Source organism: Flavobacterium sp. TS_SC_5 (genome assembly GCF_056156265.1).
The window spans coordinates 471392-491964 of the sequence record NZ_CM149588.1 but is presented as its reverse complement, the minus strand read 5'-3'; the positions used below and the strand labels follow the sequence as shown (position 1 = coordinate 491964).

The window sequence follows — 20573 nt, the reverse complement described above, 5'->3', positions numbered from 1 at the left end:
TTTTTTTAAATAGAACATTCAAAAACGATAAATATTTAACGTAACATAAAGGTTTTCAAGTAAATAGTATTTATTTTATGCGTTTATTGCTTCAACTTTTATGCTTTCGTCATTTAGCATGCTTTTCAGCATGTTTTCGATGCCACTTTTTAATGTAAAAGTGGAAGAAGGACAGCCACTGCAGGCACCTTGCAAAATTACTTTTACGGTTTTGTCATTTTCGTTGTAAGAGTCAAAGGCGATATTTCCACCATCGGCTTGTACGGCAGGCTTTACATATTCTTCTAAAATATTGATGATTTGTTGCGAAGTTACATCCAGATTATCAAATTCTTTTGCCTTAACTGTTTCTTCTGCGGTAACTGCAGCAACATAATTTTCATCTAAAACAGTTCCTCCGTTTTCAATATATTGTTTGATGAAACTTCTCAGTTCTAAAGTGATTTCTTGCCAATCATTGATTTCATATTTGGTTACAGAAATGTAGTTTTCATCAATGAAAATTTCTTTTACGTAAGGAAATTTGAAAAGTTCTTTGGCTAAAGGTGAAGCAGCTGTTTGATCAATGTTTTTGAACTCTATCGCATTTTTAGTTAGCATTTTACTTACTACAAATTTTAATGCTGAAGGGTTTGGAGTAGTTTCACCATAAACTGTGACAGGCTGTTTCTTCGTTTTATTTTCATCTATAGTGATGATTGTTCCACCATCGTTGACAAATTTTTCCATTTGTTCTGCAACAGCATCTTTGACATCGTCCCATTCTACGATACTGTATTTTTCGATTGCGATAAAATTCCCGGATATATAAACTGTTTTTACAAACGGTAAATAAAACAATTGTTGTGCTAATGGAGACGTTTTTGCTTCATCAATGTTTTTAAATTCAAAACTTTCATTTTGAGTAAAAAATTCTTGAAATTCAAACTTTAGTATCGTTGGGTTTTGTGTTTCTTTTATAGTAACTTTGTTCATAGCTTTTGAAATTTTCACAAATTTACTAAAGTTATTTTCTATGAATAACTATATTTGATTTTTTAATGAATAAATTAACTTTAGTTTAATTTTGATAGTGTGGAAATCATTATCTTAATGTTGATTTGGAATTATTCATTTTGCTTAAAAATATTTCAATGTATCATAAAATTAAAATTTTAGCGGCACTTTTATTTATTACACATTATTCTTTTGCGCAAGAAGGAATCCCTGTGTATTCGGATTATTTATCAGACAATTATTATCTAATACATCCGTCTATGGCTGGCGCTGCAAATTGTGCTAAATTGAGGTTATCCGGTCGTAAGCAATGGTTCGATCAAAACGATGCTCCTGAATTGCAAACATTAAGTTTTAATGGAAGAGTAGGGGAAAAAGCAGGAGCTGGAATTATACTTTTTAATGATAAAAACGGTTACCATTCCCAAAAAGGAGTCAAATTTACATATGCTTATCATTTGATGTTTTCCCGAGATGAAATCGATTTAAATCAATTGTCTTTTGGTATGAGTGCAGGTTTGATTCAAAGTCAATTAGATGAAACAGAATTCATGCAGTCGGGGGATTTTGATCCAATTATTGATGGAACTGTGGTGCAAAAGGATTCTTATTTTAATGTTGATGTTGGTGCTTCATATAACTTTTTAGACTTTTACGCGCATGCAACAGTGAAAAATGTCATAGAGACCAGAAGAGATATTTACACGGAGTACGAAAGTGATAATTTGAGAAAATATTTATTGAGTGCCGGTTATATTTTTGGAAATCGAGACAAAATATTATGGGAGCCTTCTGTGTTATTTCAAATGGTTGAAAAAACAAATGAAAAAGCGATTGATATCAATTTGAAAGCATACAAAAATTTAGATTTTGGAAGAGTTTGGGGTGGTTTATCCTACCGAAGAAGTTTTGATGGTGCTGAATATATTGATGGAAATACAATTTCTAAGCAAAAACTACAATACATTACTCCAATTGTAGGTGTGAATTTTGATAAGTTTATGTTTGCATATACTTATTCTCAATTGTCTGGAGCCGTGAAGTTTGATAATGGAGGCTATCACCAAATCACTTTAGGAATCGATTTATTTTGCAAACCCGTAAAATACGATTGCAACTGTCCGGCAATTAATTAATTCATTTTATCATGCTAATAAAATCTGTTAACGGCAAATCGCCTTCAATTCCTGAAGACTGTTACGTAGCCGAAAATGCCACAATTGTAGGCGATGTTTCTTTTGGTGTAAATTGTAGTGTTTGGTTTAATGCCGTTATACGTGGGGATGTTAATTTCATCAAAATTGGTAATAAAGTAAACATACAAGATGGAGCCGTTATTCATTGTACGTACAAAAAACACCCAACTATTATAGGGAATAACGTTTCTATTGGGCATAATGCCATTGTACATGGATGTGTTGTTCACGATAATGTACTAATAGGAATGGGAGCAATTGTGATGGATAATTGTGTCATCGAAAGTAATTCGATTGTGGCTGCCGGAGCTGTAATAACTCAAAATACAGTGGTAACATCAGGCTCAATCTGGGCGGGAGTTCCTGCCAAAAAGGTAAAAGACATCGACCAGTCTGATTTTGCTGGTGAAATTGAACGCATTTCTAATAATTATGTAATGTATTCGAGTTGGTTTAAAGAGGAATAGGATTTAGATTTTAATGTACTATTTCAAATTATAAATTGATTTTCTCAAAGAAGGAGTTCTTGTAACTTTCACTAATTGGGATTCTTTTTTCGGCAATGATTACTTTGTTTTTTTGGATTGATTTTACGTGTTTTATATTAATAATATAGGATCTGTGAATTCTAGCAAATCCTTTAGAGGAAAGCAAATTCTCCAGTTTAATAAGGCTGATCAATGTTAGCGTAAACTTATTGTCTGTGGTGTAAATCTTGACATAATCTTTCAATCCTTCTATAAACAAAATATCCGAAAAATTTAATTTTACATTTTCATATTCAGCTCTTACAAACATAAAATCCTGTTCGATTTCAGGAATAGAAATGGGACTGCTATTTACAGGTAGATTTTGTGGATTGAAAATTTGTTGTGCTCGTAAAACGGATTTTAAAAACCGATGAAAAGGAATAGGTTTCACTAAATAATCAACTGCGCCAAGATTAAATCCTTCAACAGCATAATTTGAATAAGCTGTTGTAAATATAATTAACGGCTTTTTTTCGATGGCATTAATAAAATCAATTCCTGAAAAATGAGGCATTTCTATATCCAAAAAAATCAAATCAACATTAGATTGATTGATTATGGAAAGGGCATCAATGGCGTTAGTAAATGTGTTCACCAGTTCAAGTGATTCTACTTTGCTTACAAATTCTTTAATCAAATCAACCGCTAATGGTTCGTCATCTATAATTACACATTTCATCTTTTCTGTTTTTATTTTAAATTTAGAACAACTAAAGCTAATAGTAATTTCCCTAATTAAAAGAAGTTTGAATCTGGTCTAGTTTTAGATTTAAATGAACACTGTACTTACTGTCGGTTTCAATGATAGTGAGTTGGTGTGCATTAGGATAAAGGAGATTCAGGCGACTTTCAATATTGGTCAATCCTATTCCTGAATTTTCCGGATCTTTTCGGTGATTTTCAATTTTGTTTTCTACCCAAAAATCTAAAACATCTTCATCAATTGTTATTTTAATTTTTACAAAAGCTGCCCCTTTATAATCCGTGCCATATTTGAAAGCATTCTCAATAAATGAAATCAAAAGCAACGGTTCTATGTATTTATTTTTTGTCTCGCCATGAATATTGATGGTGATGTTTTCAATATTATTCAATCGCAGTTTTTGCAGCTCAAGATAGTTTTTTATGTAATTGATTTCTTTTTCCAGAAATACCGATTTATTATCGGTTTCATACAACATATACCGCATCATTTCTGACAAAGTTACAATGGCATCCGGAACTAAATCAGATTTTTTATAGGCTAATGAATAAATGCTGTTCAGGGAATTAAATAAAAAATGTGGATTGGTCTGTTTTCTTAGATAATTTAATTCTGTAGAAGTTCTATGCGTCTCGGCTATTAATTTGTTTTGCTGATTGTTGTATAATTCAGACAAAGTTTTAATAATTGTACTAATTGTAATGATTAATATGTAGAAAAAAGAAGGGACAATTTTTAAAAAAAACGGCTGTTTCCTTTTGAAATTTGGGTTTAATAAAATCTCTTTTCCGGATTGATTTATTATTCTTAAAGGCCTCATGTTTTGAAATTCGGGCATAAAGAAAATAAACCGAACAATCATAAATAGGGTTATTAACGCAATTGTAATCAAGAAATATTGCCAGTATTTCTTTTGCAAAAGCAATAAGGGGACTAGGTATAAATAATTCAGATAGAATAATAGTATTCCGGTAGTCCATTGTAAATAGAAATCGACGCCAATACGAAAAGGACTTTCGTAAAACTGAAGTAGTGAGGTAACAATGAAAAAACACCAAATCATACTATGAAAAAGTATTTGGTTTAAATTGTTATTTTTAATTCCTTCTATGTTCATCTAGATTTTTACAGCTAATAAAATTAAATCTTTTTTTGTTACCGTAGGCGATAAATCATCTTTCAATTTTTGTAATACTAAGTTCCCTACTTTCAGCGCTTCTTCTTCTGTTTTGAAGCTTTTGTTTTCGCTGATAACAGGAATTATAGTTTGTTTTATTATAGTTTTGTCCTTGTTAGTTATGCAATAACCCCAGCCCGTAGCTGTTTTTAAAGATTCTACCTTTAGGTTTTCACTTTTGTTGCAAGATATAAATAGAAACAAGCCCAGTGTAAAAAGTAGTATGTTTATTTTTTTTACTAAAGTAAAATTCTTCTGGATTGTAGCCCAGAAGAATATATTTGTTGGTTTAATTGTCGTCATCGTTTTGTTCTTCTAAAGGTTTAAATTCCCATGAATCATCAAAATAAGTGGTTCCGGTTCTTCCAAGCATCACAAATCCTCGCTGGTTGATTGAAAAACCTATTGCATCTGTTCTGGCTGAACCTTCAAGAGATGTTCTTTCTTCCCAACTATCAGTTGTTGGATTGTATTCCCATATCGTTTTTGAGCTTTCGCCACAAGCAACATATCCTAAACCGTTCATAGAAAAACTTGTTGCATTAGAACGTAGAATTACATATTCATCATTGTAACTATCGTCATCATCAGTGTCTTGATCTATGTCGCGTTTTCTTGTCCATAGTTCAGTTGCCGGATCAAACATCCAAAAATCAACTTGGTAAGCTCCGTTATTTATTCCTGTTCCAAAATAAGCTTTATCATCAATTACAAAAACTGTAGCATTTCGTCTTTTTTCTCCGCTAAAACCATTTGATAATGACCAAGAATCGGTAGTTGGGTCGTATTGATAAAAGTCTTTCAGATAATTCCCATCATAACCGGTTCCAAAATACGCTTTACCGCCCACTTGAAACCCCACTGCTGAATAGCGTGCTGTTCCTGCAAAATCAGCTTTTTTTGTCCAAGTGTTGCTGCTGGTGTCATATTCATAAAAATCCTTTAATTTATTAGTGCCATCATAACCAAGACCTATATAGCCTTTTTCGTTTAATTCAAATCCAGAAGCCGCACTTCTTGCTGACCCAATGAAATCAGCTTTTTGCTCCCAATAATCGCCTGTTGAATTGTAAGCCCAAAGATCCTTTAGGTATTCATCCCCTGTATATCCAGTGGTTACAAAAGCATAAGTGCCAATTACGAAACTCGTTGCGCTTGATCTTGCCGGCCCGTCAAAGGAGGATTTTTTAATCCAGTTTCCTATTAAATCTTCGTCATCGTCATCATTGCTGCAGCCTACAAATACTAAACTTGCAAAAAGTGTAGTGAACAATATTCCTTTTTTAAAAATATTCATAATTTATCGTGTTTATTAATGTTTGTATTTTATTCCAATGTTAAAAATGTAGCCGTTAGTGCTATTAAAATTAAGTTTTGAGTCGCCACTGCTATTCGTTAGATTATACTTTTTGTTGAATTCGTAGCCTCCTTTTAAACTTACAAACCAGTTTGAGTCCATATTTCTTTCATATTCTAATGCCGAAGTCATTTGTGAAAAACTCACTTTTGTAGCCGCATTCAAATGGTCAAGAACTTCGGGTTTGTCTAGGTTGTAAAAATTTCCATTGAAACTATTTGTCAAACTGAAATTATTTCGTGCGTTATTTGAATAAGAGAATGTGGAGTTTGGAAAGCCAGCTTCAATAAATGCATTAGGGCTGATTTGATGATAAAAAGAAAAAGTAGGCAGTATTTCCGGTTTGCCAAAAAGCGCCATCCTTTTTACTCCAATGCTGATTGTGTTTGAATTATTGAAAGAATGAGATATCTCTAAACCACCGAGAATCGACACATCAGAAATTCCAAGATTATTTTCGAAATTGACCATTGGATTAATTTCTATATTCAGTTTTGTAGTACCGCTTAGTTGATGAGAGAGTTTAAAATCATTTTCGAAACCGTTAAACTGATTCAGACTATTTTGTAAATCATAATTTTCTAATGAATAATCGACTCCAATATTCTTGTACTTGAAGGTGTTGGTTATTTTATTTTTAGAATCAATGTTTTTAAAAAAAGTCACTCCAATTCCAGTTTCATGTATTGTAATTTTCTCCGTTGGTTGTGTTTTTATATTTAACTCTAAGGAATATCCGCTTTGGGCTGATGCAGTAAGAATTGGAATCATAAACAACAGATTTGCTAAAGTCTTTTTTCTCATAATTTTTTTATTGATTCAAAAGTAGATACGTTATCCAACTAAAAAAAAGAAGATATATGTACCGCCCAATTTCATAGACTAACTGGGCATTTGTAAGGTCGAATGATTAATTACTTGCTGTATCTTAATTATAGAGTAGAACGGCCATTTTATAGACACAAAGGTGTGAGCGGTATATGTTATTATGCGGTATAAAGTGGTCTCCTATATATTTGTTCAAAAAACATTTATGTACAAGGTATTATTTTTGCTGGTTTTAGGGATTATGATGACTTCATGTAACTCTGATGCTGACGCTGGAGAATTTGTTGTTGGTTCTGATTATTTATCGGTTAGTAATAAAGTAATATTAATAGATACTGTAACTGTTGACGTTTCTACCATTAATTTTGATTCATTAGTTACATCCAGTCAGAGCAGAATTTTGGTAGGTAATTACGACGATCCTATTTTTGGAAAAGTAAAATCAGATAGTTATTTTCAGCTCTCGGCTACAACGTACAGTCTTTATAATGAAAGTTCTGATACTGATGCTCCAAATTATGTTTTCGATTCGATTAAAATGGTCTTAAAGCAAGATAAGTATTTCTACGGAGACACAACAAAAGTGCAATCGCTCAGTATTCATAGATTGACACAAAGGGTTAAGCCAAACTCAGATGATGATAGCTTTTACAATAATTCCAGTTTAAGTTATGATGCGGAAAGTCTCGGTAGTATTTCATTTAAACCAAAACCCAATAGTAAGGACTCTGTGGTTGTGAAACTGAATAATGAATTTGGAAATGCTCTTTTTTTAAAATTGAAAAAACTTGAAATATCAAATTCTGATGAGTTTATAGAATATCTCAAAGGATTTGTTATCAAGTCAACATCGGGGAATTCCTCTAGTGTTGTCGGTTTCAATATGTCTAGCGCACTTCGTTTGTATTATTCAAAATACCAAGGCGATTCAGAAACCTCATTAATTAAAAACTTCTCTATTTTAGATGTCTCCAAGCAATTTAATAATATCACTTTAGATAGAGCTGGAACACAAATTCAGGATTTACCTGTTTCATCCAGTAAGCTGTCCAGTTTGTTAACGGGGAATAAAGCTTTCATTCAATCAGGGACAGGGCTTGCTTGCCGAGTTGATTTTCCTAATATTAAACAATTGAAATACCTCTCTGAAAAAGGGGCAATTGTAGATGCTGAGTTAATCATAAAACCAATAAATAATACCTATTCAGTTGCTTATCTTTTAGTGGATTCTTTACGTGTTTTTGTAGGGGATAAATTAAATAGAATCAAAGGAACGCTAAATACTGTAGATGGAACGGCTGTTTATGGACTCTTGAACGCTACAAGTGATGAATTCAATGAGAATATTGGCTATAAAATTTCTATTGGTGCTTTTTTACAGGCTGAAATGCTAAAGGAGTCTGACTCTAGATCTTCCTTAATTCTCACATTGCCCAGTATTTCAAAAGCAGTTGATAGACTGGTTTTAGGTGATCAGAAAAATTCCACCAACAAAATTCAATTGAAAATTTATTATATTTCTTATTAGATGAAAAATAAAATAGCATTCTTAGCTTTGTTTTTTTTTATAACAACAGTTTCGTTTTCACAAAGTATTTCCAGTTCTCCATACTCTCTGTATGGTTTAGGAAGTTTATATGATTCAGATTTTGGTCCGATTCCCGGAATAGGTTCTTCCGGTATTGCTCTGCCCTCAAACCGATTTATCAACAATTTAAATCCAGCATCTTTAGGATTTATGGATCAGAATCATTTTTTATTTGACATTGGAGGGAAAGCTATCTTATCCAGTTACGAAAACAACTCAAAAAAAGAGGATCGAAATAATGTGCAATTTTCTCACATTGCTTTAGCTTTTCCAGTTTCTAAAAAATCTGCTTTTAGTTTGGCCCTCAAGCCTTATTCGAGTTCTACATTCAAGATATCTAATTTATCTTTGCCAATTCAGGATAGTCAGGAAAATTATATTTTGGATGCTACCGGCACCGGTGGATTAAATGATTTTGATGTTTCCTATGGCTATAGAATTGGAAAAAATATAGCATTGGGACTTTCTACTTCGGTGCTTTTTGGAAATACTACAGATGATAGATATTATAGTATTGGTAATTCTGTAACTAATATATATAAAAGTCAAATTATAATGGTGTAAGAGCTGCCCTAGGTGGTCAGTTCAAAGTTGATTCAACCTTTACTTTGGGGATGAATTTAAAATCACCAACAAAAATAAATGCAACAAAAGTGCAGTCCGTAACTTCGGTATTTAATACAGGTTCCCTGGCTATTGAGTCAGAGGTTGCGTCGGATACGGATGATTACTATATGCCATTGGAAATAGGAGTGGGTTTAAGTAAGGTTTTTAAGAATAACTTAAATCTGACACTAGATTACGGAAAAGGATTGTGGAATAGCACCAGTCAATCTGATGTGTATGGGAAGTACGTAAACCAGGATAAATTTGCTTTGGGATTTTCTTATAGTAAGCCAAGAGATATAAGGAGCTACTCTGATAGGATTCAATATTCAACGGGATTCAATTATGATACCGGTTACCTCGAAGTTGATAATAAAAGAATTAATGCTATGTCGTTTTCAGTTGGAGTTTCACTTCCCATCGATAATACATTTTCAGCACTAAATATCAGTTATTCATTTGGACAAAAAGGTAGAATTACTGACGGATTAATACAAGAGAATTATCATAAATTGTCTCTTAATTTAAGTTTGGACGGTATTTGGTTTGTTAAAAGAAAATTTGAATAGTTTAAAACTCTATTTCGTCAACCTTAAAGTTATTACCTAAAATTTCACTTAAAACTTTGGGATTTGTATTGGTGTAAAAAATAGGCTGCTTATCCTCAACGGAAGCGAATCCTACTTTTTCCCGAAGTATATTTTGTGTTTGTTTAGCTACAGCTTCACCTGAATCAATAATATGAATGTGTTCCGGCAGTATTTTTTTTATCTGCGGAATCAAATAAGGATAGTGGCTGCAACCCAAAACTAAATAATCAATATTAGCTTTTATCATAGGTTCTAAATAGGAGTGAAGTAATTTAGTCATTTCTGGCGAATTGATTTCTCCGTTTTCAATTAGCTGAACTAATCCGTGACCTACCTGTTCTATTATTTTAGTGTCTTGGTACTTCTCAGTAGTTTTATTAAAAAGTTCACTATTCAGCGTTCCTTGTGTCGCTAAGATTCCTATAATCTGCGTTTTCGAATGTGTGACTGCTGGTTTTATAGCTGGTTCTATTCCTATAAACGGAACGTTATATTTTGCTCTTAATTCCTGAATTGCATTCGTGGTTGCGGTATTGCAGGCTACTACTATTAATTTACATTTCATCTCAAGCAAGAAGTCAGTATTTTTCATGCTGAGTCCGACAATTTCCTCTTTAGATTTTTGTCCGTAAGGTGCATTTTTACTATCTGCAAGATATATCGTTTTTTCATTGGGCAACAATTGATGAATCGCAGACCAAATAGAAGTTCCACCAATACCGGAGTCAAAAATTCCTATGGGTTGATTGTTACTATTCATAAAAACAAAGTTACATGCTACGATTTAAATTTCCTATGATTTGTTTTAGACAAAAAAAAACTGCTCAATCCTATCTAGGTTGAGCAGTTTTTATGCGATAAATGATTTTCTTAGAAACCTAAATCTTTTTTTACATCCATAGTCAAGTTTGGACCATCAGCAAGTAAAAGAGAAGAACCATCAAGAACATATTGGAATCCTTTTGCTTTACCAACTTTTTGGATAGAAGCTCTTACTTTTTCCATTAATGGTTTAACGATATCAGATTCTTTTTGTTGTAATTCTTTTTGAGCGTTATCTCTAAAGTCAACAATTCTTTTTTGCATATCCTGCACTTCTTTAGAACGGTCTCCATTTACTGCTTCAGTAACTGTTGCAGCTTCAGCTTCGTATTTTTTTAATTTTGCTTGGTATTCTTCAACCATTTTTTTGTAATCAGCATCATAAGTAGTACTCAGTTTGTCTAATTGTTTTTGAGCATCTAACATTGCTGGCATTTTTGTCATAATTTCACTAACATCAACATGAGCTGTTTTTGCTTGTGCATTAATTGTTTGATTTGCTCCGAACATTAAAATTGCAGCAATTAATAGAGTTTTGATTTGTTTCATCGTTTTTAAAATATTTAGTAATTAATTATTGTTTGTATTTTCTTTTAATTTTTCTTCTTTCGCTTTCCTGGCGGCTTCTCTTTCATCTAGAATTTTTTTTCTTCTTTCTTCTAAAATCTTTTTGCGGTCTTCCATCACTTTTTTACGGTCTTCTAATGTTTTGGCTCTTGCGTCAGCTTGCTTTTGTTTCACATCATCTGCGATTGCTGCAGCTTCATTGTTTTTATTTAAACTTGTTGGTGCATTTTCTTTTTTAACATTTGCAGAAACCGTGCCATTTTTTTTAGCTTCCCTGTCTTCCAGAATTTGTTTTCTTTTATCGTCAAATTCTTTTTTCTTTTGCTCTTGAAGTGATTTTCGGTCTTCTAGAACCTTCTCTCTTGCTGCTTTTTTATCGTCTAAGAGTTTTTGGCGTTCAGCCAATGCTGGATTTTCATCTAATGCATCTTCCTTCCTTTCTCTTGCTTCTGCTTCTTTTTGCTGTTTTTTAGTCAGCTGCTCTCTTTTTTCGGTGCGATTTAAAACTCGTAAAACCTGATCGCTGATGTCAAATCTTTTAGCTGCGAAAAGCATTGTCAAATCGGAAGTTTTATCAAATATGAAATCGTATTTCAATCGTTCTGCAATATCCTGAACAGCTGTAAAAACTTGATCTTGGATTGGTTTAACCAAAACAGATTTTTGAATGATTAAATCTCCGTTAGCACCAAAACGTTTCTGTTGGTATTCTAAGTTTTCATTTTCAAGGAAATTGATTTCGGTTTCTCTTTCATCTATCAATTCTTTGGTGAGCAATGCTTTTTCGGCTTTTAACGCTTCTTTTAATTTAGTGATTTCAATTTTTTTAGAATCAATTTCTGATTTCCATTTTTGTGCTTTTTGCTCCAATTGAACTTTTGCTTCAGTGTAATCGGGTACATTTTGTAAAATGTATTCCATATCAACGTAGCCCAGTTTGTTTCCTCTGGTCTGTGCATTAATTGTTTGTATGGCAATTAAAGCTATAAATACATATAAAAATTGTTTTCTCATAACTGTTCTATATTAGAAAATCGTAAACCAATTTTTCTAGAATTGCTGCCCAATGATAAAATGGGTTTCCCATCCATTAGCTTTTGCTTGTCCCGGTAATGCGTCAAATCCATGTCCAAAATCAATTCCCAATAAACCAAACGCTGGCATAAATACGCGTAGACCAACTCCGGCAGAGCGACTTAATGCAAACGGATTATAGCTTTTGAAATCACTAAATGATGATCCTGCTTCCATAAAAGCCAAGGCGTATATTGAAGCTGATGCTTTCAATGTTATAGGATAACGCAATTCCATTGAAAATTTATTAAACACAGTAGCGCCAATTTGTTCTCCAACACTATTAACAGGTGTCAACGAGTTATTAGGATATCCTCTTAGTTGGATCGTCTCTCTACCATCCATAGCAAAGTTAGCGAGTCCATCACCACCAAGGTAGAATCGTTCAAAAGGAACAGCTCCTCTTTCTTGATTGTATGAACCTAAGAAACCAAACTCTGCAAGTGCTCTAAGTACTAATTTGCCGTAAATTTTGGTATACGTATCAGCTTTGAATTTAACTTTATAATATTCTAACCAATTAAATCGTTTTTGATCGACTTTGCTGACGTCAGCCGCCGCTAGTGAAAAATTAGAAACCTTATTACCATTCGTGTCTATGTAATCTCCTATGTTTACAATGTTTCCATTAGCATCCGGAACATTTTGTCGGTCCACGGTGTTTTTTAATTTATATTCCTCTTGGTCTCCTAACGTACCATAATCTACACCATTAAGTAAAGAGTAAGGTGGAGTTAACTTTGCTGAAAGACTGAATTCAGAACCATAAGTAGGGAATATTGGATTCAATCCTTTGCTGTTTCTTGTAAGTCCTACAGTGTATGCTAAGTTTCTAGATGTTCCATTTCCAAATGTAAATAAACCTGTATTATAATTGTTCAATGCATAATGTTGATAACTGATCGATTGTGATAATACAAAGAAATCATCTGGAACAGTAAGTCTTTTTGCCAGACCAACAGATAACGTCAAGATGTCAAAACTTTTTGTTTTATCTGCACGCTGAGTAATAAAGTTATTTAAAAACTGCTTACTGTATGAAATAGAAGAGCTAAACGATACTGGTTTTTTACCGCCAAACCATGGTTCTGAAAACGATAAACTATAAGTTTGAAAAAATGTACTGGCTTGCAAACGTAACGATACTTTTTGACCATCTCCCATCGGCAGGGGTTTGTAAGCATCTTTATTAAACATGTTTCTTGCTGAGAAGTTGTTAAAAGAGAGTCCAAGCGTACCAATGAAACCACCACCACCATAGCCTCCTTGAAGTTCTATTTGACTGGAACCTTTCTCTACAAGATTGTATTCAATATCAACAGTCCCGGCTCCTGAATCTACATTTTTAAATTTAGGATCGATTGCTTCTGGATCAAAAAATCCTAGTTGACCAATCTCACGAATCGTTCGTACCAATTCCTCTTTACTGTATTTTTCTCCGGGTTTTGTTCTTAATTCACGGTAGATTACACGGTCATTTGTCTTGTCGTTACCTACAACCGTAATTTTATTGAAATAAGCAATTGGACCTTCCGTAATTCGTATTTCAAAATCTATGGTATCGTTTGCTGTTTTAACCTCTACGGCATTGACATTAGAAAATAAATAACCACTGTTTTGGTATAAATTCGTGATGTCTTCAGCGTCTGGTTTAGACTTGTCTGCAATTCTTTTTTCAAGAAGCACACCATTGTAAGTATCTCCTTTTTTGACGCCTAATATTCTTGTTAAAAATTGATCAGGATAAACTGTATTTCCTAAGAACTTAACGTCTCCAAAATAGTATTTGTTTCCTTCTTCTACATTAATTTTAATGTTTAACGCATTTTTATTCTTATCATAGGTTACAGAATCTGAAAGTATTCTCGCATCTCGGTATCCTTTTTCCTTATAAGTTGCAATTACTTTTTCTAAATCCGTTTTGTATTTATCTTTTATAAATTTAGAAGCTTTTAAAAGTCGAATAGGATTTTTTTGTTTCGTTTCTTTCATTGCTTTACGCAACGTTTTGTCGGATAATTTTGTGTTTCCAGCAAAATCAATACTTTTAATTTTTACTTTATCTCCTTTGTCAATAGTAACAAGCATATTGACTTGGTTCACTGTAGCGGTGTCTTTTACAGTATTGATGTTTACTTTTGTGTTGTAGTAACCGTCTTTTTTGTATTTATTTTCAATATAGTTTTTAGTGGTGGTAATCAAGTTTTCATTAACTACTTTTCCTTTATTCAAAGAGTTGTCTTTAATCAAACCTTCTGTTTTTGTTTTCTTAACGCCTACAAATTTTACCTCGTTTAATTTAGGTAATTCGATTATGTTTAAGTCAAGATAGATACTGTCATTCTGTATTTTATTTATGTAAAAAGATATTTCATCAAAGAGACCTAACTTCCCCAGTTTTTTTATAGCAGCACTTATTTCCTCGCCTGGAACAGTTATTTCCTGTCCTTTTTGCAAACCTGAAAAAGTAACTACAGTTTGCGAATTGAAACTGATATCTCCCACAACGGCTACATCTGCAAGAATGTATTTTTTACCTTGATCAAAAGGAACTCTTTCTTGAGCTTTAACTTGTGTAAAACCTCCAAAAATCAAAACGGTAAGGACTATTTTTATGCTTTTATTTAACACTAAAAAATTATTTAATTTGTTCACTTGTTTTTCCAAATCTACGCTCTCTTTTTTGATAACTAACGATAGCCTCATATAAATCTTGTTCTTTAAAGTCTGGCCACAATATTTCAGTAAAATACAATTCTGCATAGGCTATTTGCCACAACAAAAAGTTACTTATCCTATGTTCTCCACTTGTTCGTATTAGTAAATCTACGTCAGGTAAATTTTGCGTGTAAAGATGCTCATTAATAATGGAATCGTCAATAGTGTCTATTGAAATTATATTATTTTTAACTTTATTACAGATGTTTCTGACTGCACTTACAAGTTCCTCTCGCGAGCCGTAGCTTAACGCCAAAGTTAGCGTCATTTGTGTGTTGTCTTTAGTCTTGTCAATTACATCAAGAAGCTCTTTTTGTGCGGATTTTGGTAATTTTTCTAAATTACCAATAGCATTAAGTTTAATGTTGTTTTTTTGTAAAGTGGTAAGTTCCTTTTTCAAAGAATTAATGAGTACCCTCATTAAGGTCTCGACCTCTAGTTTTGGTCTGTTCCAATTTTCAGTGGAGAAAGCGTAAAGCGTAAGGAATTCAATGCCTAGTTTAGCACTGGATTCTATGATAACCTTCACTGATTTTGTTCCGCTTTCATGTCCCAAAGCCCGTAAAAGTCCTTGCTGCTTTGCCCAACGTCCGTTGCCATCCATTATTATGGCTAAGTGTTTGGGTAATCTTGTCGCGTCGATATGCTGTAGTAAATTCATTTTTTTATTCTCCGCAATAACAGGGTTTTTCTCCAAAAGTATACGTTAAGGTAACTCCTGAAAAAACATACCAATCATTATTATTTATATTTCCAAATTGTTGATTAAAACTTCCGTCTATATTATCTGTCAAAGTATATCTGGCTCCCGTTTCTACTGCCAAAACGAAACTTCGTGTTATGTTTGACTTGATTCCTACACCCATAGGTATTGCTATTGATTTTTTTCTTTCTGTTCTACCTTGTACGGATACATCTGCTTTAGTATTTGTTAAGGTGTATTTACTTGAAAAATAATTTACACCAGAAAAAACATAGGGAGTGATTTGAGTACTCAATTTATGAAGATTAAAATCGAAAAAGTTGAATTCAAGACCTAAAGATACTTCTTTTAAGTTGTTTTCAAAACGATACCCTCTTTGGTTTCTACTAGCTTCTTCTGAATCTAAATCATTCGATGTAATGTCAGATTGAATGTAGGAAAATCGATAAGCGTGTCGGGGACTTTTATTCCATTTGTACAACAATCCAAAAGCAGGCTCGTTTGGCGCAATATAAGTTGTCGGACCTACATCACCAATGTAGTTGCTCCCGCCTAGAAAAACTCCGACCTCATGGATTTGGGCTTGGGTCATCATTAAAGGGAAAAAACAGAAAAGTAAGTAATAGATCTTGTTCATTAAATCAAAAATTGCGTGCAAATATAATAATTATCAATTCGATACAATACCCATTCTGTTAAATGTGTGTTTTTTTAGGAATTAGAGCTATAACTAACACTAAATAAGTATTTGTTTCATTAAAACGGGAAAAATCGATAAAATCGTATAACGCTTGAGTAAAATGATTTAATTCCGTTTGTCTTCTCCCCAAAGTAATTTACTTCGAAGTGTTTTTAAAAAGGTTTCTTCGGGAATTTCAACCATATTAATTTGAAATGGGGTTTTCTTTAAAGTCAGTATGGATTCATTTTTTACCGAAGTGACTCTGGAATCTAAGGAAACCAAGTAATTTTCCTCTCGTCCCGAAACTTTCAATCTGATTTCAGTTTCATCCGGAACTACCAGTGGTCTGGCGGTGAGATTGTGTGGTGCAATAGGCGTTATAACTAAGCTTTTTACATCAGGGGTCAAAATTGGTCCGCCACAACTCAAGGAATATCCGGTTGAACCTGTTGGTGTAGAAATAATCAGTCCGTCAGCCCAGTAGGAATTCAAAAATTCATCATTCAAATAGGTGTCAATCGTAATCATCGATGTGGTATCTTTTCGGCTAACCGTAATTTCATTCATCGCAAAATTGATTTCGTCAATCGATTCATTGGGTGGTGAACAGGTTAAGCTTAGTAATGCTCTTTTGGAAATCGTATATTTTTTGTCAATCACAAATTGCATAAATTCAGCAATGTTCTCTTTTTGAACGGTAGCCAGAAAACCAAGTCTTCCTGCATTTATACCTAATATGGGAATGCCGGAATCTCTAACTAGTGTTGCTGCTCTTAATATTGTTCCGTCTCCGCCAATGCTGATTAGCATGTCAAAACTGGAGTCGAGTTCCGTATGCGAAGTGAAAGTTTTGTATTTATTTTCGACAATCTTCCTTTCATTAAGCATTAATAAAAAATGCGACTCAATTATCATCTCTACGTTGTTTTTGTTAAAAAAAACAAAGATGTCATTTATAATCGGTTCTGTACTGTTTTGATAATATTGACCGTAGATAGCTACTTTCATCTTTTTTTTAATCGTTAATTTGATTATTGGGTTGTTTGAGATAGTGGTTGCAATAACCGAATCATCAAATCTCCGAATAAGCGGTTATATGTTCAGGTATTTGTCTAAATAATCAGACCGTTCCTTTAAGTTGTTAATATAATTGTCTTCTTGATGTTCCGATATGATTTCATAACCGTATCTTCTAAAAGTTTGGATTATTTCGTTCATTGCTCCCAAAGTTATTTTCATGGTCACTTCCACGCTTTCAACATCTGCTTCAGAAATGAACAATCCTAAAAGCTTGCCGTTATTGCTTTCGACAATTTGGGTAATCTGACTCATCGAGTAATCTAAAATTGGTTTTCTAACCACAATGATTCCGCCCGGTTCTTTTAAGAAAGGTGTTTCATGAAAAAATTTCATGATATCTTCAATTTCATAATACCCTACGTAAGTATTGTTTTCGTCTAAAACAGGAACTAAATTAGTATGGTTTTTTGCGAAGACTTCTAAAACATCCAGCCACATCGTATTTGTTCTGGTAAAAAATCCTTCCAGTGTAAAGCGGTAATCGGCTACTTCTTTGTCACTGTCGAAGGTTTCAATATCTTCCGATGCGATACTGCCAATATAAACGCCCTCTTCTACAATTGGAAAATGTGAAAAGCGTAATTCACTAAAAAAGTCTTGAATAGCCGCAATAGAATCTTGGCTGTCAATCGCTTTAAAGTCATTAGTGATATATTCTGTTATTTCTGTCATAAATCAGTCGGCAATATTTCATGCAAAATAATCAAAAATAAGCAAAATCTCCTAAGTTTTACTTTGTATTTTTGTTCTGACAAATACAAGTATCAAAATCAAAAAGTGTTCTAATGACAAAATTAAGTGTAAACATCAATAAAATAGCTACTTTGCGAAACGCTCGTGGCGGTAATGTTCCCGATTTATTAAAAATGGCTGCCGACATTCAAAAGTTTGGAGCCGAAGGAATAACCATACATCCGCGTCCGGATGAGCGTCACATTCGGTATCAGGATGCCCGAGATTTAAAGTCTGTCGTTTACACTGAGTATAATATTGAAGGAAATCCAGAACAAACATTTATCGATCTTGTCTTGGAAATAAAACCGACACAAGTGACTCTAGTACCAGACGCAATTGATGCCATCACGTCTAATGCAGGTTGGGATACTATAAAATACGCTTCTTATTTAACCGAAATCGTTCAGGAATTTCAACGCAACGGAATCAGAACTTCTATTTTTGTGGATCCTGTTCTCGAAATGATTGAAGGCGCCAAAAAAATTGGAACCGAAAGAATCGAATTGTACACCGAGGCATTTGCACATCAATACAGTTTAGGAAATCAAAACGGAATTTTGCCGTATACAGAATCGGCAATTTTGGCGAATGAACTTGGATTAGGAATCAATGCAGGTCATGATTTGAGTTTGGATAACATTCAGTTTTTCAAACAAAAAATTCCAGGATTATTGGAAGTTTCTATTGGTCATGCTTTAATTTCCGAAGCTATCTATCTTGGATTGGATAATGTGGTAAATATGTATTTGCAAAAATTAAAATAGTTTTTTTAACCATTAAGAAATTAAGGTTAGTAAGCTTTACACTTAATCTATCTTAATTTCTTAATGGTTTGTAATATAAATTATAATGTTAAAATCTAAAATTATATGCTTTTTTCAAAAATAGAGGGCTCAGGAAAACCACTTTTAATTCTTCACGGATTTCTGGGAATGTCTGATAATTGGAAAACACTCGGGACGCAGTTCGCGACTAAATTTCAAGTTCATGTTCTTGATTTACGCAACCACGGACGAAGTTTGCATTCAGAAGAGTTTAGTTATGAAATCATGGCGCAGGATGTTTACAAGTATTGCAAAGCTCATAACTTAGAAAACATCAATATAATAGGACACTCGATGGGCGGAAAAGTGGCAATGCTTTTAGCTACTACTCATCCGGAATTAGTGGATAAATTAATTGTGGCTGATATTGGACCAAAATTTTATCCCCAACACCATCAGGATATTTTGGCGGGACTGAATGCAGTTGATTTTTCAAAAAAACCTAGCCGAAGTGATGTTGAAGAAATTATGGGAAAGTATATTCCTGATTTTGGAACAAGACAATTCCTGATGAAGAATTTATTTTGGCAAGAGCCGGGACAACTTGCTTTCCGATTTAATTTGGCAGTATTCAATACAAAAATGGATGAAATAGGAATTCCGTTACCAGAAGGGTTTATTTTCGAGAAACCAACATTATTCATTCGCGGTGGAAATTCAAGGTATATTTTAGACAACGATTTCGAAAACATAAAACAGCATTTCCCGGATTCAAGCATCGAAACGATTGCTAACGCGGGACATTGGCTTCATGCCGAAAACCCAGCTGAATTTTTTCAAAAAGTTACTTCCTTTTTGAAATAAACGAATCAGATTTAAATTTTTCTTACATTTATTAAATCTTAAAATAAAAAACCATGAATTTACTGATCAAAATTCTTATTACTTCTGGCTTAGTATTGCTTATAGCGAACTTTATGCCTGGCGTTCATGTGGCTGGATTTACTACAGCATTAATTGTAGCCATTGTTCTAGGGTTGCTGAATATATTTATCAAACCAATATTGGTAATTCTTACATTGCCGGTTACGATCCTAACTTTAGGATTATTTTTGTTGGTCATAAACGCACTGATGATTTTATTGTGTACAAAAATAGTAGGCGGATTTAGCGTGGATACGTTTTTGACGGCTTTGATTTTTAGTGTTATATTATCAGTTTTACAGTCTATAATGAATGGAATATTAGGAGAAGGAAAGTAAAATATTGTTTTAACACGCATTTGTGATTGAATTAATTTACAGTATTTGTTAATTATATACCTTTGTATTTCTATATCAAATAAATAATGTCTAAAAAGTTTTACATACTGTTTTTAGTTGTGCTTGGTTTCTTTATGACACCGGGCGTAGCTCTTGCATGTGCTACAAAAACGGAGAAGGCATGTTGCAAAAAAGAATCTTCTTCAAAAAAGGACAAGAAGGACTGTTGCAAAAAAGAAAAAAAATCGGATGAAAGTTCACATGACGGCTGCAAAGGTGCTTGTAAAGATGTTACTTGCGGCAGTTCGACAATTTATTTAGGGTTAACTTCGGTGTTTTATACCGAATTAAACAACCAAGTTTTTAGTTTTTCTACCGAAAAACAAAATTACTATTACTCGGAAATGTTCATTTCTTCCCATTTCCGTTCTATTTGGCTTCCACCTAAAATAAGCTAAATTCTTTCTATGACAGCCTGAAAACTGTCTTTTTCAAAGCATTTTATGCTTTTATAATCATTAAATTTTAGTCGAATACAAATTGATATGTAGCGGAATATGCTATTGTTTTCAATGTTTTTGCGACTTATTCACCT

At 33.2% G+C, this 20573-nt stretch carries 23 protein-coding genes; 9 read left to right on the top strand and 14 right to left on the bottom strand.

Annotated features, from left to right (window positions below; genetic code table 11):
• Positions 1-75 precede the first annotated feature (75 nt).
• Positions 76-975, bottom strand: a complete 900-nt coding sequence (locus tag AC0J6S_RS02235) for a NifU family protein (RefSeq protein ID WP_474955241.1) — start codon at positions 973-975, stop codon at positions 76-78.
• Positions 976-1133: 158 nt separating this feature from the next.
• Here AC0J6S_RS02235 and AC0J6S_RS02230 point away from each other — a divergent pair, with 158 nt between their 5' ends.
• Positions 1134-2132, top strand: coding sequence for a PorP/SprF family type IX secretion system membrane protein (locus tag AC0J6S_RS02230; protein ID WP_474955240.1), 999 nt, complete (start codon positions 1134-1136; stop codon positions 2130-2132).
• Positions 2133-2143: 11 nt separating this feature from the next.
• On the top strand, positions 2144-2659 hold the full coding sequence (locus AC0J6S_RS02225) for a gamma carbonic anhydrase family protein (protein ID WP_474955239.1): 516 nt from the start codon (positions 2144-2146) through the stop codon (positions 2657-2659).
• A gap of 28 nt (positions 2660-2687) precedes the next feature.
• On the opposite strand, the gene AC0J6S_RS02220 is transcribed toward AC0J6S_RS02225, so the two are convergent.
• Genes AC0J6S_RS02220 through AC0J6S_RS02200 form a run of 5 tightly spaced genes read right to left on the bottom strand, consistent with a single transcriptional unit; the run spans position 2688 to position 6763 of the window.
• Entirely contained in the window at positions 2688-3401 is a 714-nt protein-coding gene (locus AC0J6S_RS02220; RefSeq protein ID WP_113665053.1) for a LytR/AlgR family response regulator transcription factor, read from the bottom strand.
• Between the two features lie 52 nt (positions 3402-3453).
• Positions 3454-4542, bottom strand: coding sequence for a sensor histidine kinase (locus AC0J6S_RS02215; protein ID WP_474955238.1), 1089 nt, complete (start codon positions 4540-4542; stop codon positions 3454-3456).
• Positions 4543-4905 carry a DUF4907 domain-containing protein gene (locus AC0J6S_RS02210; RefSeq protein WP_395379318.1) on the bottom strand — a complete coding sequence of 121 codons (363 nt, stop codon included), beginning with the start codon at positions 4903-4905 and terminating at the stop codon, positions 4543-4545.
• Positions 4892-5899 carry a Kelch repeat-containing protein gene (locus tag AC0J6S_RS02205; RefSeq protein WP_474955237.1) on the bottom strand — a complete coding sequence of 336 codons (1008 nt, stop codon included), beginning with the start codon at positions 5897-5899 and terminating at the stop codon, positions 4892-4894. Before AC0J6S_RS02205 ends, AC0J6S_RS02210 begins: the two co-directional genes overlap by 14 nt.
• Before the next feature lie 15 nt (positions 5900-5914).
• Positions 5915-6763, bottom strand: a complete 849-nt coding sequence (locus AC0J6S_RS02200) for a DUF6268 family outer membrane beta-barrel protein (RefSeq protein ID WP_474955236.1) — start codon at positions 6761-6763, stop codon at positions 5915-5917.
• A gap of 229 nt (positions 6764-6992) precedes the next feature.
• Between AC0J6S_RS02200 and AC0J6S_RS02195 the strand changes: the two genes are divergently transcribed.
• Genes AC0J6S_RS02195 through AC0J6S_RS02185 form a run of 3 tightly spaced genes read left to right on the top strand, consistent with a single transcriptional unit; the run spans position 6993 to position 9550 of the window.
• Positions 6993-8315: a DUF4270 family protein gene (locus tag AC0J6S_RS02195; protein WP_474955235.1), complete on the top strand. Its 1323-nt coding sequence runs from the start codon at positions 6993-6995 to the stop codon at positions 8313-8315.
• Positions 8316-8939: a hypothetical protein gene (locus tag AC0J6S_RS02190; RefSeq protein WP_474955234.1), complete on the top strand. Its 624-nt coding sequence runs from the start codon at positions 8316-8318 to the stop codon at positions 8937-8939.
• A gap of 50 nt (positions 8940-8989) precedes the next feature.
• On the top strand, positions 8990-9550 hold the full coding sequence (locus AC0J6S_RS02185; protein ID WP_474955233.1) for a hypothetical protein: 561 nt from the start codon (positions 8990-8992) through the stop codon (positions 9548-9550).
• A 1-nt stretch (position 9551) separates the two neighbouring features.
• Here AC0J6S_RS02185 and murI read toward each other — a convergent pair whose 3' ends face one another.
• The 8 genes from murI to AC0J6S_RS02145 form a co-directional block, all read right to left on the bottom strand.
• Entirely contained in the window at positions 9552-10331 is a 780-nt protein-coding gene (gene murI / locus AC0J6S_RS02180) for a glutamate racemase (protein WP_474955232.1), read from the bottom strand.
• A gap of 110 nt (positions 10332-10441) precedes the next feature.
• A complete protein-coding gene (locus AC0J6S_RS02175; RefSeq protein ID WP_474955231.1) occupies positions 10442-10942 on the bottom strand; it encodes an OmpH/Skp family outer membrane protein in 501 nt (166 codons plus the stop codon).
• A gap of 21 nt (positions 10943-10963) precedes the next feature.
• Entirely contained in the window at positions 10964-11974 is a 1011-nt protein-coding gene (locus AC0J6S_RS02170; protein WP_474955230.1) for an OmpH/Skp family outer membrane protein, read from the bottom strand.
• 36 nt (positions 11975-12010) lie between these two features.
• Positions 12011-14740 (bottom strand): outer membrane protein assembly factor BamA, encoded by a 2730-nt coding sequence (bamA, locus tag AC0J6S_RS02165; protein ID WP_474955229.1) that lies wholly within the window; start codon positions 14738-14740, stop codon positions 12011-12013.
• Positions 14673-15413 carry an isoprenyl transferase gene (locus tag AC0J6S_RS02160; protein WP_474955228.1) on the bottom strand — a complete coding sequence of 247 codons (741 nt, stop codon included), beginning with the start codon at positions 15411-15413 and terminating at the stop codon, positions 14673-14675. The genes bamA and AC0J6S_RS02160 overlap by 68 nt, the downstream gene beginning before the upstream one ends.
• A 4-nt stretch (positions 15414-15417) precedes the next feature.
• A complete protein-coding gene (gene porG / locus AC0J6S_RS02155) occupies positions 15418-16092 on the bottom strand; it encodes a type IX secretion system protein PorG (protein ID WP_474955227.1) in 675 nt (224 codons plus the stop codon).
• A gap of 168 nt (positions 16093-16260) precedes the next feature.
• Entirely contained in the window at positions 16261-17145 is an 885-nt protein-coding gene (locus tag AC0J6S_RS02150; RefSeq protein ID WP_113665065.1) for an NAD kinase, read from the bottom strand.
• An 84-nt stretch (positions 17146-17229) separates the two neighbouring features.
• Positions 17230-17889 carry a CBS domain-containing protein gene (locus AC0J6S_RS02145; RefSeq protein ID WP_474955226.1) on the bottom strand — a complete coding sequence of 220 codons (660 nt, stop codon included), beginning with the start codon at positions 17887-17889 and terminating at the stop codon, positions 17230-17232.
• A 113-nt stretch (positions 17890-18002) separates the two neighbouring features.
• Here AC0J6S_RS02145 and AC0J6S_RS02140 point away from each other — a divergent pair, with 113 nt between their 5' ends.
• From AC0J6S_RS02140 to AC0J6S_RS02125, 4 genes are all read left to right on the top strand, one after another.
• Positions 18003-18716 carry a pyridoxine 5'-phosphate synthase gene (locus AC0J6S_RS02140; RefSeq protein ID WP_474955225.1) on the top strand — a complete coding sequence of 238 codons (714 nt, stop codon included), beginning with the start codon at positions 18003-18005 and terminating at the stop codon, positions 18714-18716.
• Between the two features lie 105 nt (positions 18717-18821).
• The gene (locus AC0J6S_RS02135; protein WP_474955224.1) at positions 18822-19580 is read left to right on the top strand and encodes an alpha/beta fold hydrolase; all 759 of its coding nucleotides are present in this window, start codon (positions 18822-18824) and stop codon (positions 19578-19580) included.
• 53 nt (positions 19581-19633) lie between these two features.
• Positions 19634-19978, top strand: coding sequence for a phage holin family protein (locus AC0J6S_RS02130; RefSeq protein WP_113665069.1), 345 nt, complete (start codon positions 19634-19636; stop codon positions 19976-19978).
• 86 nt (positions 19979-20064) lie between these two features.
• Positions 20065-20436, top strand: a complete 372-nt coding sequence (locus AC0J6S_RS02125) for a hypothetical protein (RefSeq protein WP_474955223.1) — start codon at positions 20065-20067, stop codon at positions 20434-20436.
• Positions 20437-20573 lie beyond the last annotated feature (137 nt).

Excerpts from the sequence above, each read along its gene's own strand:
- AC0J6S_RS02215 (WP_474955238.1), bottom strand. The coding sequence starts at position 4,542 with ATGAACATAGAAGGAATTAAAAATAACAATTTAAACCAAATACTTTTT.
- AC0J6S_RS02235 (WP_474955241.1), bottom strand. The coding sequence starts at position 975 with ATGAACAAAGTTACTATAAAAGAAACACAAAACCCAACGATACTAAAG.
- AC0J6S_RS02170 (WP_474955230.1), bottom strand. The coding sequence starts at position 11,974 with ATGAGAAAACAATTTTTATATGTATTTATAGCTTTAATTGCCATACAA.
- AC0J6S_RS02190 (WP_474955234.1), top strand. The coding sequence starts at position 8,316 with ATGAAAAATAAAATAGCATTCTTAGCTTTGTTTTTTTTTATAACAACA.
- AC0J6S_RS02200 (WP_474955236.1), bottom strand. The coding sequence starts at position 6,763 with ATGAGAAAAAAGACTTTAGCAAATCTGTTGTTTATGATTCCAATTCTT.
- bamA (WP_474955229.1), bottom strand. The coding sequence starts at position 14,740 with ATGAGGCTATCGTTAGTTATCAAAAAAGAGAGCGTAGATTTGGAAAAA.
- murI (WP_474955232.1), bottom strand. The coding sequence starts at position 10,331 with ATGAATAGTAACAATCAACCCATAGGAATTTTTGACTCCGGTATTGGT.
- porG (WP_474955227.1), bottom strand. The coding sequence starts at position 16,092 with ATGAACAAGATCTATTACTTACTTTTCTGTTTTTTCCCTTTAATGATG.
- AC0J6S_RS02175 (WP_474955231.1), bottom strand. The coding sequence starts at position 10,942 with ATGAAACAAATCAAAACTCTATTAATTGCTGCAATTTTAATGTTCGGA.
- AC0J6S_RS02160 (WP_474955228.1), bottom strand. The coding sequence starts at position 15,413 with ATGAATTTACTACAGCATATCGACGCGACAAGATTACCCAAACACTTA.
- AC0J6S_RS02210 (WP_395379318.1), bottom strand. The coding sequence starts at position 4,905 with ATGACGACAATTAAACCAACAAATATATTCTTCTGGGCTACAATCCAG.
- AC0J6S_RS02140 (WP_474955225.1), top strand. The coding sequence starts at position 18,003 with ATGACAAAATTAAGTGTAAACATCAATAAAATAGCTACTTTGCGAAAC.
- AC0J6S_RS02145 (WP_474955226.1), bottom strand. The coding sequence starts at position 17,889 with ATGACAGAAATAACAGAATATATCACTAATGACTTTAAAGCGATTGAC.
- AC0J6S_RS02230 (WP_474955240.1), top strand. The coding sequence starts at position 1,134 with ATGTATCATAAAATTAAAATTTTAGCGGCACTTTTATTTATTACACAT.
- AC0J6S_RS02195 (WP_474955235.1), top strand. The coding sequence starts at position 6,993 with ATGTACAAGGTATTATTTTTGCTGGTTTTAGGGATTATGATGACTTCA.
- AC0J6S_RS02130 (WP_113665069.1), top strand. The coding sequence starts at position 19,634 with ATGAATTTACTGATCAAAATTCTTATTACTTCTGGCTTAGTATTGCTT.
- AC0J6S_RS02225 (WP_474955239.1), top strand. The coding sequence starts at position 2,144 with ATGCTAATAAAATCTGTTAACGGCAAATCGCCTTCAATTCCTGAAGAC.
- AC0J6S_RS02150 (WP_113665065.1), bottom strand. The coding sequence starts at position 17,145 with ATGAAAGTAGCTATCTACGGTCAATATTATCAAAACAGTACAGAACCG.
- AC0J6S_RS02135 (WP_474955224.1), top strand. The coding sequence starts at position 18,822 with ATGCTTTTTTCAAAAATAGAGGGCTCAGGAAAACCACTTTTAATTCTT.
- AC0J6S_RS02125 (WP_474955223.1), top strand. The coding sequence starts at position 20,065 with ATGTCTAAAAAGTTTTACATACTGTTTTTAGTTGTGCTTGGTTTCTTT.
- AC0J6S_RS02205 (WP_474955237.1), bottom strand. The coding sequence starts at position 5,899 with ATGAATATTTTTAAAAAAGGAATATTGTTCACTACACTTTTTGCAAGT.
- AC0J6S_RS02220 (WP_113665053.1), bottom strand. The coding sequence starts at position 3,401 with ATGAAATGTGTAATTATAGATGACGAACCATTAGCGGTTGATTTGATT.
- AC0J6S_RS02185 (WP_474955233.1), top strand. The coding sequence starts at position 8,990 with ATGAATTTAAAATCACCAACAAAAATAAATGCAACAAAAGTGCAGTCC.